This is a genomic window from Photobacterium carnosum, from assembly GCF_021236965.1.
GTDB lineage: Bacteria > Pseudomonadota > Gammaproteobacteria > Enterobacterales > Vibrionaceae > Photobacterium > Photobacterium carnosum.
Genome location: NZ_WMDN01000014.1, coordinates 1 through 13,996, shown reverse-complemented (window position 1 = coordinate 13,996; position 13,996 = coordinate 1). Strand labels below are relative to the sequence as shown.

Below are 13,996 nucleotides of genomic sequence, written 5' to 3'. Positions count from 1 at the left end.
TGGATGCTTTTCCGCTTTTCAAAAGGATAAGAAAATGATTTTTGGTGAAATTAAACAACCGTTACATGCATTACCAGCAGCTTTTCAACAAGCGATAACGTTTATTAATACCCATGATATGGCACAGTTAGAGAATGGCCGTTATGAGATAGATGGTGATCGTATGTTTGCTAATGTGATGAGTTTTGAAACCCAAGCTGCAGTCGCTAAACAAGGTGAAGTACATCAACAATATATTGATTTTCAATATTTAATCAGTGGTGAAGAGCGGATAGATGTGTCACTTAATTTAACTGACTGCATTCCTGCAACTGATTATGATCATGACAATGATTTTGCGTTAGTTGAAACCATGCCTAACACCAGTTCTTTATTATTAAAGCCCGGTATGTTTTTAGCTATTTTTCCGCAGCAACCGCATAAACCAGGTTGTGTTGTTACGACCCCGATGATGATTAAAAAAGTGGTGATTAAAATTCATCAACAATGTTTGGTGTGATTAGCTACTAGGTGAGAGTAGCTACTTGGTGTGATTGTAATGATGATGAGCATTGATTGGAGATGGTATGAAAAACTCATGTACTCGATTCGCAATGGTGTGTGCTTTCCTTTCTTTATCGACTAGCGTTACGGCACAACAATTGTGGCCTGATTTACCGCAACCCATTAAAAATGGTATCAGTGCGCAAGCTGATAATATCGTTTATGTTGGTTTAGGTGCTGCGGGCCAGTCGTTTTATGCGATGGATACTGCGAGTAGTCACCCTCAGTGGCAAAAGCTAGCGGATTTTATTGGCCCTGTTACGGATCAAGCAACGGCTGCGGCAATTAACGGGAAAATCTATATTTTTTCTGGATCAGGCAAAGCTGCCGTAACCGATAAATCGCCCATTATTTTTGATAGCGTTTATGTTTACGATATTAATAACAATGTGTGGAGTAAACAAAACACCCGTACTCCCGTTGGGTTATTAGGGTCGTCAGCTTATCCTCTTAATAAAACCGAGATTGCTATTTTTGGTGGCTACAATAAACAGCAATTTGATCAATATTTACATGCTGTTTCGACTATCGATAAACAGACTGAATCAAAAAAATGGCAACAAACCGTTACTGATTTTATGGCTCGAGCACCTGAATCTTATCAATGGAATCAAGCTATTCAGATTTACCATACCGACACCAATAGTTGGTCGACAAAAGGTAACAGCCCTTATTTAGCAAATTGTGGAGCGGCATTAGTCGGTGAGAGGGATCGTATTACGCTAATCAGTGGTGAGATTAAACCCGGCTTACGCACACCAATAGTTAAAACAGTGACCATTAAAGGGGATGACGTTAATTGGCAATCACTTGCACCTTTACCTGATGCTGCTAGTGGCCAATTACAAGAAGGTGTTGCTGGCGCTTATGCAGGGACAAATCAAGGTTCATTGATTGTTGCTGGTGGTGCGAATTTTGTTGGTGCAAGGGCAAAAGCCGAGCAAGGTCATTGGTTTGCCCATGATGGTTTAAGTAAACATTGGAGTGACGATATTTATACTTACCGTGGTGATAAATGGGCGTTAGTGTCTACAAAATTACCACAAGGGTTAGCCTATGGCGCGTCTTTTTCTACGCCAGATGGGGTGTTAATGGTCGGGGGAGAAAATGCTACGGGCCAACCACAAGCGAAAGTGTATCTGTTACGTTATGAGCAATCGGATGTGCGTATTATCGATTGATCTGGCTATAACCGTAATCTCAAGCTACTGTTTTATAAAGTAGCTTGAGGTACAAAATAAGACGTGATCGTACTCGCTGAATTTATTGCACTTCATTGCTATTCGATGCATATATTCTTACACTAGTTAAGGTTATTTATTGATGATGGAGAATGGTATGTATGCACCGATCCCTTGCAATATGATCTGTGGTGTTATTTTTGATTTAGATAATACATTGGTGAGTTCCGCATTAGATTTTGATTGGTTACGTCAGCAATTAGGCTGTACTGTGGAGACTGATTTATTAGAATACATTTCTGACATTTCTGATCTTTCATTACGAACACAGCTAGGAAATAAAGTGATTGAGTATGAATTAGCTGACGCTCGTCAATCAACGATTATGCCCGAATGTGAAAATTTACTGTTGTATCTACGCCAACAAAAAATCCCTACCGCTGTTGTAACGCGCAATTGTGCTCAAGCGGCAAAGCTGAAGATTGATCACCATCAATTACAATTTGATCGTATTGTTTCACGTGAAGAATTTCCGCCTAAACCTGCTCCTGATGCGCTACTTGATATTGCTAAACAATGGCGATTAGCACCTAAAAATATACTCTATGTTGGTGATTATATTTATGATTTACAAGCAGCTTTTCACGCTAATATGCCATCATGCTTAGTGACCAATGGTGAGGAATTACCCTTTATTGATCAAGCTTCAATTGTGGTTCAACAACTTGATAGCTTGACGGATATTCTACGTGAGCAAGCATATATGTCGTTACAAGAGCATGATAGTGTGGAAGTCTAGTCTTCAGTTAGGTAATTAATTATGGCTAATCCAGTAAACTCAAAAGCGTTACTTCATAGTAAATGGACGAAAGTGGTTGTGGATCACAAAGAAAAACATTTTGAGATAGTCACCGTATTATTTAATGATAATCAGCAAATTGAAAAATGTGTTATTCAAGCCGTAATGACAAATAAACTGTATGACATTGATTGGCATGATTTAAAAAATGACCAAGTATGGATCATTGGTTGGAATTAAGCATGCTCTTGTTCTAATGCCAGCAGGGTTTGTTTTTTATCTAACCCGCCTGCGTAACCGGTTAATTTGCCATTTTTACCAATAACGCGGTGGCATGGAATGACGATTGATAACGGATTTTTACTGTTTGCCATTCCAACCGCTTGGCAGGCTTTAATATTACCAATTGAGATAGCAAGTTGCTGATAACTCCAACACACACCATATGGGATTGTGCTTAACGATTGCCATACACGCTGCTGGAAATCAGTACCTTTAGGTGCTAATGGCAAATTAAATTGTTGGCGAGTCCCCGCAAAATATTGTTGTAATTGCCGTTCACACTCAATCAATAATGGGTGTTGTGGCATATACGTTGCTGTTTCAGGTTGCGGTGTTTGATGCTGATAAAGAATTGCTGTTAACGCCTCGTCAGAAGCATATAAGGTTAAACTCCCTAAAGGGGTTTCTATAGTGTGGTAGTAATTAGACATAATAAAAAGCCTTCGCGCTACACTAAAAAATCAGTATAGCGCGTTAAATAGTGGATAAAAAAGAGCTTACGAATGGTGGTGTCTTAAATATTCAAGAGCACCAATAATTGCCGCAACTTGCGCCATATTACACTCTTGATCCGTAACGCGTGGGCTGTCTGGATAAACTTCAGTTGTTGAAGTATACAAAGCGTCAGTTACGCTAGCACATAAACCTAATGCTTTTAGTGGATAATTAATCACACCTTCTTGAGTAATCGGTTCGCCAATAATGTTGCCATCACTATCAGCGGGTGCAATATGAGTAACATGGCGCACTGAATCAATAATGGCTTTTTGGAAATCATGTTGTGGGTTTTCAGTATCACCAACACCATAAAAACCGTCAGGTACGATATCGGCGATATATTCTTTACCGTCACGTGCCGCAAGCGCGGGTCTAAACTCACTTTCATCACTATCAGTGGTTTCATGTAAATCAAGGTGAGCAAGAAAATGCGTATGTTGAGCTTGAACGAGTTTCATCAATGCTGCCGATTCTTCTGCTGGGCTATTGGCATAAAATGAACGGTTCGGATCAACAGCATTTGGGTTCCAACGATTGATCGTTTCATATCCCCACGGACTAACACAAGGCACCACCAGAATATTAAACTCAGTGCTGTATTGTTGTGCTTTTTGTGCCAAGAAAGTTAATGCACCATGGACACCACTGGTTTCATAACCATGAATACCACCCGTGATTAATACTGTAGGTTTAGTGTTGTCCCAATCACGCGTTTTAATCGCAAACAAAGGGTACTTTTCAGGTGAATAAGAGAGTGCACCGTATTGTTCAACATCGAACTCTTCACTTAGGGTATGAATATGGCTAACAACCTGCTCAAGATAACTACGCTTAATGGTGGTTTGTGCCAACCATGCTGCTTTTTCTGTGGCATTCCATTTTATACCTGGAGTGCCAATTTCGTATTCAAATGAATTATCCATTTTCTTACCTATATTATTATTGAAGTGTTTATTTTTAGAGGGTAAACAGCTGACTATATTTAAGCAAATTATCAAGCCAAAAAAATAGAAATACTTATAATTATACTGAAATAAAATCACAATTATTTAGTGGAAGAAAGTAAAGTTAGCTTGCATTAATCTGCTGTTGTTGGCTGTTGTCATACAAATCAGACGGTTTATAGTAATGACGTTCACAAAATTATTACTAAGGAAAAGATGATGAGTACTAGAATCTTGAATGAAGTTCAAATTGAAGATGCTAAACAACACCTTACTCGTCCTCTAGCCACACCTACCGATTTATGTGTAGACGCGACTAAAGAGATTAGTGGTGCGTTAACTGCAATTTTAGCTGATGTATTTGCGATTTATATGAAGACCAAAAACTTCCACTGGCATATGAGTGGTGCACATTTCCGTGATTACCATTTAATGTTAGATGAGCAGAGTGCACAGTTATTTGCAATGACTGATGATATAGCTGAACGTGCACGTAAAATTGGTGGTCGTACTATACGTTCAATTGGTGAAATCGCACGTATGCAGCGTATTTTAGATAATGATGCTGATTATGTTGAGCCTGCCGATATGCTTGCTGAATTGTGTGAAGATAATAAACAATTAGCCGCAGAGCTTCGAGCAGCACATATTTTATGTGACGAGCGTAATGATTTTTCTTCAGTGAGTATGATTGATAATTGGATTGATGAAACAGAACGTCGTGTCTGGTTCCTTTATGAATCATACCGTCATTGATATAGCGAGATATAATCTAATTATTTCGTTTATCTATAATAAAAAAGGATAGGTTTAATAACCTATCCTTTTTTATTATATATGGTTTAACCGTCATAAAAATGACGATACGTTATAGGTTAACTTAATAACTTATAAATCAATATTAATTTAAATATTTATCATTTTTTGAATGAAGATCTCTTTAACGTTGTAAAAATAGTTTATTTATTGTCTGTTTAGTAATAAAAAACTATTGAATATAAACCTTGTTGTTGTTTTTATGTTGCATTTATTTGATTTGAATAAGTATTCATACTTTTTGCTTTAATTGATTGTTGCGTATATGACGAAGAGGTATAAAATGTTAAAGATTAAGCATATCTATTGTGCATAAATAGTAATTTTGAGTTGATGTTCTTACTTTTGTTAATAACCATAAGCATTGTATGGTATTTAATAAAATAGAATGTTCATCTTGAAATATAATAAAAATTATAATGAGAATGTTGAAGGAGTTAATCATGTCAATGGAACTTTCGCGAAGGAGTTTTATTAAACATGGTATCATCGCTGGTATCTGCGTTTATACTGTTCCCGCTTTAGCCCGATTTAATCTTAATTTAGATGGTAGTAATAGTTTAGTTGCTCCTGAATTAGCGGCATCTTGGAAATCTGATTTTAAAGTACGTTTTAGAAGTGATGCTATTGCTAAAGTCACGGGTGAAAAAGTGTATGGACGTGATTTGCGATCAACCGATATTGATGGTTGGCCAAGCGAGCAGTCATGGGCTTTTTATATTCGTGCCGATCGTGCTGATCGTATCTATCAAGGTGTTGATTTAAGTTTATTACCTGCAAATGCTCAGCCAAGTAATATTGTTACTGGATCAACATTAACCAAAGATAAGATTGAATTACCTCAATTTTTTGGCACTAATATGTTGGTTACTGAAGGTGCAATGCCTGACTATATTGGTCAAGCCGTCATGCTACTTATTTTTGATGACTTTATCACTTATCATCGCGCTAAAGGTATATTGCAATTTAATAGTGAAATTATTAAATATGGTAAACAACAACCGTTAGTTGCTGCAGAAAAAGATCCGTGGGGCGTGTGGCGAATTACTCGTGAACAAGGTAATGCTGCGGGTGTCTTGCCTGATAAATACAGTCCATTAAAAAATGGGGTTAATTTCCCTAACTATGTTGACCATAAACCATTTTGGCCTAAACCTAATTCTTTAGGCTCAGCATTAGAGCAACAAATGGCGGTTGCTGACGATATTAAAGCAAGTTTAAAAGATGAAAATAATTTTGTTTTAGATCGTAATTATCAAACTCAATTTATTGATCCGATGTTCTTAGAGCCAGAATGTTTTAATGGTTGGTTTGATCCTAAAACACAGACCATGCATACCATTCCTTCTTCGCAATCTCCAGCTAACTTCTTTGGTTTTGCAACCAAGATGCTTAACAATGGGCCTCTTGCGGGTAACGTTAAAAACTTAGTCGTACATTCACCTTTTATTGGTGGTGGCTTTGGCGGTAAAGATCACACTATATTGCCTTTCTATGGTTTATTAGCGGCGATGTACAGTAAACATCCTGTACGTATGGCAAACGATCGCTTTCAACAATTTCAATCTGGTCTAAAACGCCATCCTTTTAAGATGCACAATCAATTAGCGATTGATAAAACTACCGGTAAATTCCAAGGAATTGTGAGTTACATGGATCTTGATGGTGGTGGTCGTGAAAACTTTAGCTCTGTTGTTGCTGAAGTCGGCGCGAGTGCATTGCAGTCAATTTATTATTTCCCTAAAAATGATATTACCGCTGTTGCTAATGTGTCTGAAAACCCAGCGTCAGGTTCTATGCGTGGTTTTGGTACGTTACAGACAATGTCAGCCATGGAAATGATGGTCAATGAAGCGGCACAATTGCTCAATATTGATCCGATTGATTTAAGACTTCGTAATACAATTAAAACGGGTCAATTGAATACTCAAGGTGCAGTACCAACCAGTACTGAACATTATGTTGAGATATTAAAACAAGCTCAACAACATGAAATGTGGACCCAGCGCGAGCAGCGGCGTAAAGCGTATGAAGCGAAGCATCCCAATAAACGCTTCGGTACTGGCTTTGCGATTTGTACTAAAGACTATGGTGCGGGTGATGACGCGCCTTCAACCTATATTGAAATGGATAAGACCGGCCGCTTAGTGATGGGGATCTCTGCAGTTGAAATTGGCACTGGAGCACAAACATCACAAGCTGCTGTTTTAGCAGATTATTTTGGTCGCCCGGCTGACGCTATTAATCTTGCTGAAGTGCATGGTTGGGATCCTCTCCAAATGATCAATACCCAATCACCGTTTACGATGAGCCAAGCCTACCAAGATAAAATGCAACAAAATCCACGTTGGACACCGACGATTCCTTATGCATCGTCTGCATCGACATCGGCTTATTTCCAATCTAAAGCAACAGAAAATGCCGCTAAAGTTATTTTTGAATATGGATTATGGCCTGCGGCAAAAGCTATTTGGAGTAAGTTGTACTACAGCGGTGATCTTGCTGCGATGGATTTTGGCGTAATGGAAGACGCTGTTTGGGTTGATGGTAAGTTAAGTGCTAAAGGCATGGAGCCATTACCCCTTGATATGCTGGCACAACATGTCCATCAGCAAGGTTTAGTAACGGGCGCAATGGTGCATACATTTAACCGTTGGGGTTGGGTTGATGCTGATTTCACTGTTGAAGGGCAGACTCAAACTTATCAACTAGATGCAATGGCCGTGAAATATGGTCATGGTGCTAATGCGAATAAGAAAAAACTAATGGCCAGCAATGGTTGGCATTTATTGGATCGTCGCAATGTTAAATACCCAGCGACGGTTCTAAATAATGCGATGGTAGTGTATTACGCTCCTTGTGCCGTATTAGTTGAATTAGCCGTTGAAAAAGGCTCTGGTAAGGTTGAAATCGTAGCAACCCAGACTTGGCTTGATGCGGGTAAAGTGATCGTCAAAGAACTGGTTGAAGGTCAAATTGAAGGTGGCTTAGTGATGGGTATTGGGCATGTATTGCATGAATATTTACCACCAGGTGAAGAAGGTCCGGGTAACGGTACTTGGAACCTTAATCGCTATCAAGTGCCATTAGCGACTGATGTGGGTGTATGGAAAATGAATCATACTATTTTGCCGCCATTTAATAATTCTGACCAACGTAAAGGTATCGCTGAAGTGGTGATGATCCCAATTGTCGCGGCTGTTACCGAAGCTCTTTACCAAATTACAAATAAACGTTTTTACCACTTACCTGTAACGGCTAATGATATTAAGGAAGTACTTGCATGATCACTGTAACAATGACTATTAACGGTAATGTTGTCGGCCCAGTTGACGTTGATGAATCAGTGAAAATGATTGATTTTCTTCATGAGTATCAAGGATTAACTGGTACTAAATTTGGTTGTGGTATTGGTGTTTGTCACGCCTGCTCTATCATTGTGGATGATGCCGATGGTGGATCACACACTGAGCGTACTTGTATTAATGGCGTCGGTAATTTTAACGGTAAAAAACTGCGCACAGTAGAAGGTCACGCTAAACGTAATTTAATGGGACAAATCACTGCATTAAGCCCAGTACAGCAAACATTTGTGGATCATTTTTCTTTCCAATGTGGTTGGTGTACTTCTGGTTTTGTTAATGAATCAACCGTATTAGTTGAGCAATTAACCAAACAACCTGTCGATAAAGATCAGGTTGAAGATGTGATTGAAAACGCATTGAAAAAACATATCTGTCGTTGTTCTGGTTACCGTAAATACTATGTTGGTTTGCGAGATTTAGTACTGTCACAGCCGGGGTTAGTCAAATGAAACCGAGTTTAAAAATCAGTGTCGTTTGTGGTTTGTTATTAAGTAGCGGTGCGGTCTATGCAGATGCATCATCAACGGATACACAAGCGCCATTATCTGAAAATATGGCACAATTGATTGCGCAAGGTAAATATTTAGCGGCTGCGGGTGATTGCAGTGGTTGTCATACTATTGAAAGCGGTCAAGCGTATGGCGGCGGGCGTGCATTTGATACGCCGTTTGGTACTCTATATTCAACCAATATTAGTAGTGATAAACAGCACGGTATTGGTAATTATAGTTATCAGCAATTTGTTGATGCGGTACGTAATGGTGTTGCGCCTAAAGGTAATTTATATCCGGCAATGCCTTATACGTCGTATCACCGTATTAACGATCACGATATGCACGCGTTGTATGCGTATTTCATGCAAACCAAACCTGCGACTCAACCGAATAGAGAAAATGGGATTGGTTTCCCTTTCAATATTCGAATGGGATTAAAAGTATGGAATCTTGTCGCGTTTGATAAACCGACCTTTACGCCTACTGCGGATAAAACGCCATTATGGAATCGTGGTAAATATCTAGTGCAAGGGTTAGGTCACTGTGGTGAGTGCCATACTCCACGTAATTTTATGATGGCAACGGAGCAAGATCATCCGCTTGAAGGTGCGGTGGTTAATTATCTTAATGCGCCTAATATTACGTCAAAAAATCTGACTCAAGAACATTGGACATTTAATAATTTAGCGCAATTCTTAAAAACAGGGCAATCGCCTAAAGGCACTGCGTTTAATGATATGTTCATCGTTGAAAAACATAGTTTAACTCAACTTAATGATCATGATATTACTGCGATAACCAGTTATTTATTGAATCAAGCACAACCATCACAACCATCACAATCAGCGGTATCACAACCGAAGTTAACGTCACTTGTCGCATCACAATTTGATACTAAACTACCAGGATACCGTATCTATATGGATAAGTGCTCTGGTTGTCATGGTCAAAATGGACAAGGAACACCAAACGTAGCCCCTGCGTTACAAAATAACGCGACTATTGAAAACAGTAATATTTTTAATACCGTAGCTGTGTTAAATAATGGTATTGAGCGCCAAAGTTATAGCCAAGAGCAAACATATTATGCAATGCCGGGTTATAAGAACAGTTTGAATAATCAACAAATGGCTGATTTGATAACTTACTTACATAAGCGTTTTACTACACAGATGACAACCACAACGGCGAAGCAAGTGGCTGACATTAAAAAGCAATTAGCGACTAATTGATCATGCGATTAGCCTGCATTAGTGCAGGCTAACTTTGGTACTGTTGTTATAGTAAACAAAGTGATAGACGACTTATGAATGCCTTAGATAAACACGTATTATTAGATTGTCAGACATGGCTACAACAAGGGAAACCGGTGTGGTTATGTACTATTTTATCCACTTATGGGTCGGCTCCTCGTCCTGTTGGCGCTTTATTTGCCACTGATGGTCATATTCGCTCGGGGTCGGTATCTGGCGGATGTATTGAAGATGCTTTTATGAAGTTAATTCAACAACATGGTCTTGATAAACCATTACAAGTGTTTGATTATGGTACTCACTTAGCCGCGAATGGCAGCCAATATGAACTGCCGTGTGGTGGTCATATCTCTTTATTAATCGAACATTTATACCCTGATAATTGTTATTTGGTTGATGACTGGTTAATGGCTGCGGAACAAACGTCCACCTTTATTCGTGCTGTTAATATTGAGACAGAGCAACGCAGTATTGTGACGGGTACAGAGACTACGGTATATCCTTCACCCTGGTTAACGGTGCATTACCAACAACATTGGCAATTATTATTATTGGGTATTAGCCAAGTCAGTGAAGAAGTTGCACGGTTAGCGATCAGAGCTGGATTTACCGTAAGATTGTGCGATGTTCGTGAAAATTACAGTCAAAGTTGGCGTTGGACAGCGGCAGAGGGGGGCATTGATGTTGAATGGTGCTCTGCGGATGCTTTTGTTGAGCGCTACACCAATGCTTATACCGCAGTGTTAGCTCTTGCCCATGATCCTCGCGTTGATGACATGGGATTGATGGGGGCATTAGAGTCCAATGCGTTTTATATTGGCGCATTAGGATCACATGCGAACAGTGATCGTCGTCGTGAACGATTAATGCGAATTGGTGAATATACTCAGTCTGAATTAGCACGATTGCATGCACCAATTGGCATTGCCATTGGAAGTAAAACCCCGTTTGAAATAGCCATTGCCGTGATTGCAGAAGTTATTGCAGTAAAAAATGGGATTAATTGTGATTCATGGCATTATCACCATGGTTGATTGTGTGATACCGGCTGCGGGACTGTCATCACGAATGGGGGCATGGAAACCGATGCTACCTTATTGTGACAGTACACTGCTCGATATTGCCATTGAACACGCCTTGGTCTTTTGTTCAAGAGTAATAGTCGTTGCAGGTTATCGCGCTGATGAACTGGTACAGCGATACCAACATCAGTCACATATTCTTGTGGTGGTGAATCCTGACTATCAACAAGGCATGTTAAGCTCGATTCAAAAGGGTATTGCAGCCGTCACTAGTTCTCGGTTTTTTATTACTCATGCCGATATGCCGTGTATCGATCCGCAGGTATTTACGCTGTTATCGCAAATGCGTCATGGGCGAGTGGTCTTTCCTGGTAATAAACAACAAACAGGGCATCCCGTTTTAATTGATGCTGCGTTAATTCCTCGAATTTTAGCCTTACCTATCACGGCGAAAATGAAGCAAGTACTGCAAACAGGTGAAGAGCAATATTTACAGTTAGATGCCACGAGTGGTATTTATCATGATATTGATACACCTGAAAAATATCAGCAATTACTTCGGACATGTGTTATTAGCTTATCTGATAATACTGGATAGTATTTTTGTGATGCTTGTTTTGTGAGAGTTAGTTTCAATCCACACTCCTGTGGTGGGAGCGACCACAGAACTATCGCACCTGATAAAGCATAACATTGTTTCAATCCACGCTCCCGTGGTGGGAGCGACTGCACCACTGAGACAGATATCTTTCAGATTGACTGTTTCAATCCACGCTCCCGTGGTGGGAGCGACTCGCACCTATTCCGTGGACGTCAGACACGTTAATTGTTTCAATCCACGCTCCCGTGGTGGGAGCGACCGTTCGAGTTACTACAACAAACACAAACACGATAGTTTCAATCCACGCTCCCGTGGTGGGAGCGACCTAGAGTTGTGGGTTTGTAAATATCAATCACGTCAGTTTCAATCCACGCTCCCGTGGTGGGAGCGACCAAAAATGGCGACACTTGATTGATTCGGATATCAGTTTCAATCCACGCTCCCGTGGTGGGAGCAACGTTATCTTGGCGCTTTTGCGTCAATTCCGTTAATTGTTTCAATCCACGCTCCCGTGGTGGGAGCGACCTTGCTCGAGTTGAATTCCAGCGTCGATGCGGTGTTGTTTCAATCCACGCTCCCGTGGTGGGAGCGACTTCTCATCGTCCATAATTTTTCACTGCTCCGTTGTGTTTCAATCCACGCTCCCGTGGTGGGAGCGACCTAGGTACATCACCGAATCGATCGTCAAACAACTGTTTCAATCCACGCTCCCGTGGTGGGAGCGACTTGCAAATCAGTTAGGTGGTTTTGCTGATTTTGGTGTTTCAATCCACGCTCCCGTGGTGGGAGCGACCTGCCTCCTGGTATTTAAACGTACCTTCTGATTGTTTCAATCCACGCTCCCGTGGTGGGAGCGACTTTGAGTACGCAACAATCAATTATGCAGGCGCAATGTTTCAATCCACGCTCCCGTGGTGGGAGCGACGATTTATCACCTTGCCCTAGAGTTGTTAGGTTAAGTTTCAATCCACGCTCCCGTGGTGGGAGCGACGCGCCGTACTGAGCGTTAACCCAGTCTTTAAATGGTTTCAATCCACGCTCCCGTGGTGGGAGCGACGTGGCTGTATACACTAAAGGTTGGTGGGAGAAGATGTTTCAATCCACGCTCCCGTGGTGGGAGCGACTAAGTAGTGATTGACATTGATCATCATCAATCCAGTTTCAATCCACGCTCCCGTGGTGGGAGCGACTTTCTGCCAGCTCCTCGCTCATTGTGTTTTTTCATGTTTCAATCCACGCTCCCGTGGTGGGAGCGACATGGTTCCTCGACAAATGGTATACCGAGTTGCAAGTTTCAATCCACGCTCCCGTGGTGGGAGCGACCTATGTAATTAGCTGTTAACTCTGTGGCAATACTGTTTCAATCCACGCTCCCGTGGTGGGAGCGACGTGTTTATTGATAAACCTAAAACGCGGTATTTTCAGTTTCAATCCACGCTCCCGTGGTGGGAGCGACAACTTTTTGGCGTTGTGCTCTATACCTGTGAGCATGTTTCAATCCACGCCACCCGTGGTGGGAGCGACTGTTGGTCGTGAATCATTTGTAGGTGTAACTCATGGTTTCAATCCACGCTCCCGTGGTGGGAGCGACACCATTTAAGGAAATAATCTAATGCCTTGGATATGGTTTCAATCCACGCTCCCGTGGTGGGAGCGACTTTAGACTCGATGATCAATGGCACCATAAAGCCTGTTTCAATCCACGCTCCCGTGGTGGGAGCGACTCAATATAAGATTAAGATCTTTACAGGGATATAAGTTTCAATCCACGCCACCCGTGGTGGGAGCGACCCAGAGCTAAAACGTTCGCATGGCTGGCAGAAAATGTTTCAATCCACGCTCCCGTGGTGGGAGCGACTTCGGATAGTCACACCTTATGTGTACGGATCTAAGTTTCAATCCACGCTCCCGTGGTGGGAGCGACTACCCGTTCGTCAAATGCTGCCACTAACTCAGGTGGTTTCAATCCACGCTCCCGTGGTGGGAGCGACACCGCCAGCTTTAATGATTGTCTCGTTTTCTTTGTTTCAATCCACGCTCCCGTGGTGGGAGCGACTTTTAGATGCTGGAGACTTCACTGGAGTTAATAGTGTTTCAATCCACGCTCCCGTGGTGGGAGCGACGCATTAGTGCCGTAAACAGTTGACCCATCTATATGTTTCAATCCACGCTCCCGTGGTGGGAGCGACTGCCTTTTG

The 13,996-nt window shown here is 41.1% G+C and carries 12 protein-coding genes and 2 CRISPR repeat arrays; of the genes, 10 read left to right on the top strand and 2 right to left on the bottom strand.

Annotated features, from left to right (window positions below; all coding sequences use genetic code 11):
* Window positions 1-34: 34 nt before the first annotated feature.
* The 4 genes from nanQ to GLP24_RS13270 all read left to right on the top strand — a co-directional run bounded on the left by nanQ (window position 35) and on the right by GLP24_RS13270 (window position 2,763).
* Window positions 35-499: an N-acetylneuraminate anomerase gene (nanQ, locus tag GLP24_RS13285; protein ID WP_232616145.1), complete on the top strand. Its 465-nt coding sequence runs from the start codon at window positions 35-37 to the stop codon at window positions 497-499.
* A gap of 67 nt (window positions 500-566) precedes the next feature.
* Window positions 567-1,724 (top strand): N-acetylneuraminate epimerase, encoded by a 1,158-nt coding sequence (locus GLP24_RS13280; RefSeq protein WP_232616144.1) that lies wholly within the window; start codon window positions 567-569, stop codon window positions 1,722-1,724.
* A 142-nt stretch (window positions 1,725-1,866) separates the two neighbouring features.
* The gene (locus GLP24_RS13275; protein WP_232574742.1) at window positions 1,867-2,523 is read left to right on the top strand and encodes an HAD family hydrolase; all 657 of its coding nucleotides are present in this window, start codon (window positions 1,867-1,869) and stop codon (window positions 2,521-2,523) included.
* Between the two features lie 21 nt (window positions 2,524-2,544).
* Window positions 2,545-2,763 (top strand): TIGR02450 family Trp-rich protein, encoded by a 219-nt coding sequence (locus GLP24_RS13270; protein WP_045035418.1) that lies wholly within the window; start codon window positions 2,545-2,547, stop codon window positions 2,761-2,763.
* On the opposite strand, the gene GLP24_RS13265 is transcribed toward GLP24_RS13270, so the two are convergent.
* Both GLP24_RS13265 and GLP24_RS13260 read right to left on the bottom strand, forming a co-directional pair.
* Window positions 2,760-3,236, bottom strand: coding sequence for a methylated-DNA--[protein]-cysteine S-methyltransferase (locus tag GLP24_RS13265; protein WP_232584339.1), 477 nt, complete (start codon window positions 3,234-3,236; stop codon window positions 2,760-2,762). The genes GLP24_RS13270 and GLP24_RS13265 overlap by 4 nt on opposite strands.
* A gap of 66 nt (window positions 3,237-3,302) precedes the next feature.
* Complete coding sequence (locus tag GLP24_RS13260) at window positions 3,303-4,226, bottom strand: M14 family metallopeptidase (RefSeq protein WP_232616143.1); 924 nt, start codon at window positions 4,224-4,226, stop codon at window positions 3,303-3,305.
* Between the two features lie 240 nt (window positions 4,227-4,466).
* On the opposite strand from GLP24_RS13260, the gene GLP24_RS13255 reads away from it, so the two are divergent.
* The 6 genes from GLP24_RS13255 to GLP24_RS13230 all read left to right on the top strand — a co-directional run bounded on the left by GLP24_RS13255 (window position 4,467) and on the right by GLP24_RS13230 (window position 11,795).
* The gene (locus GLP24_RS13255; RefSeq protein ID WP_152653228.1) at window positions 4,467-5,003 is read left to right on the top strand and encodes a Dps family protein; all 537 of its coding nucleotides are present in this window, start codon (window positions 4,467-4,469) and stop codon (window positions 5,001-5,003) included.
* A 503-nt stretch (window positions 5,004-5,506) separates the two neighbouring features.
* Window positions 5,507-8,350 (top strand): xanthine dehydrogenase family protein molybdopterin-binding subunit, encoded by a 2,844-nt coding sequence (locus GLP24_RS13250; protein WP_232584338.1) that lies wholly within the window; start codon window positions 5,507-5,509, stop codon window positions 8,348-8,350.
* On the top strand, window positions 8,347-8,877 hold the full coding sequence (locus tag GLP24_RS13245; protein ID WP_232598076.1) for a (2Fe-2S)-binding protein: 531 nt from the start codon (window positions 8,347-8,349) through the stop codon (window positions 8,875-8,877). The genes GLP24_RS13250 and GLP24_RS13245 overlap by 4 nt, the downstream gene beginning before the upstream one ends.
* Entirely contained in the window at window positions 8,874-10,154 is a 1,281-nt protein-coding gene (locus GLP24_RS13240) for a cytochrome c (RefSeq protein WP_232616142.1), read from the top strand. Before GLP24_RS13245 ends, GLP24_RS13240 begins: the two co-directional genes overlap by 4 nt.
* Before the next feature lie 74 nt (window positions 10,155-10,228).
* Complete coding sequence (locus GLP24_RS13235) at window positions 10,229-11,209, top strand: XdhC family protein (RefSeq protein ID WP_232616141.1); 981 nt, start codon at window positions 10,229-10,231, stop codon at window positions 11,207-11,209.
* Window positions 11,169-11,795 (top strand): NTP transferase domain-containing protein, encoded by a 627-nt coding sequence (locus GLP24_RS13230; protein WP_232616140.1) that lies wholly within the window; start codon window positions 11,169-11,171, stop codon window positions 11,793-11,795. The genes GLP24_RS13235 and GLP24_RS13230 overlap by 41 nt, the downstream gene beginning before the upstream one ends.
* 30 nt (window positions 11,796-11,825) lie before the next feature.
* A CRISPR array of direct repeats spans window positions 11,826-12,591; the repeat unit is 33 nt; unit sequence TGTTTCAATCCACGCTCCCGTGGTGGGAGCGAC.
* A gap of 1,031 nt (window positions 12,592-13,622) precedes the next feature.
* Window positions 13,623-13,987: a CRISPR direct-repeat array (repeat unit 33 nt; unit sequence TGTTTCAATCCACGCTCCCGTGGTGGGAGCGAC).
* Between the last annotated feature and the right edge of the window lie 9 nt (window positions 13,988-13,996).

Coding starts and splice junctions, on each gene's coding strand:
- nanQ (WP_232616145.1), top strand. CDS start 35: ATGATTTTTGGTGAAATTAAACAACCGTTACATGCATTACCAGCAGCT.
- GLP24_RS13265 (WP_232584339.1), bottom strand. CDS start 3,236: ATGTCTAATTACTACCACACTATAGAAACCCCTTTAGGGAGTTTAACC.
- GLP24_RS13235 (WP_232616141.1), top strand. CDS start 10,229: ATGAATGCCTTAGATAAACACGTATTATTAGATTGTCAGACATGGCTA.
- GLP24_RS13270 (WP_045035418.1), top strand. CDS start 2,545: ATGGCTAATCCAGTAAACTCAAAAGCGTTACTTCATAGTAAATGGACG.
- GLP24_RS13275 (WP_232574742.1), top strand. CDS start 1,867: ATGATGGAGAATGGTATGTATGCACCGATCCCTTGCAATATGATCTGT.
- GLP24_RS13255 (WP_152653228.1), top strand. CDS start 4,467: ATGAGTACTAGAATCTTGAATGAAGTTCAAATTGAAGATGCTAAACAA.
- GLP24_RS13250 (WP_232584338.1), top strand. CDS start 5,507: ATGTCAATGGAACTTTCGCGAAGGAGTTTTATTAAACATGGTATCATC.
- GLP24_RS13280 (WP_232616144.1), top strand. CDS start 567: ATGAAAAACTCATGTACTCGATTCGCAATGGTGTGTGCTTTCCTTTCT.
- GLP24_RS13240 (WP_232616142.1), top strand. CDS start 8,874: ATGAAACCGAGTTTAAAAATCAGTGTCGTTTGTGGTTTGTTATTAAGT.
- GLP24_RS13260 (WP_232616143.1), bottom strand. CDS start 4,226: ATGGATAATTCATTTGAATACGAAATTGGCACTCCAGGTATAAAATGG.
- GLP24_RS13230 (WP_232616140.1), top strand. CDS start 11,169: ATGGGATTAATTGTGATTCATGGCATTATCACCATGGTTGATTGTGTG.
- GLP24_RS13245 (WP_232598076.1), top strand. CDS start 8,347: ATGATCACTGTAACAATGACTATTAACGGTAATGTTGTCGGCCCAGTT.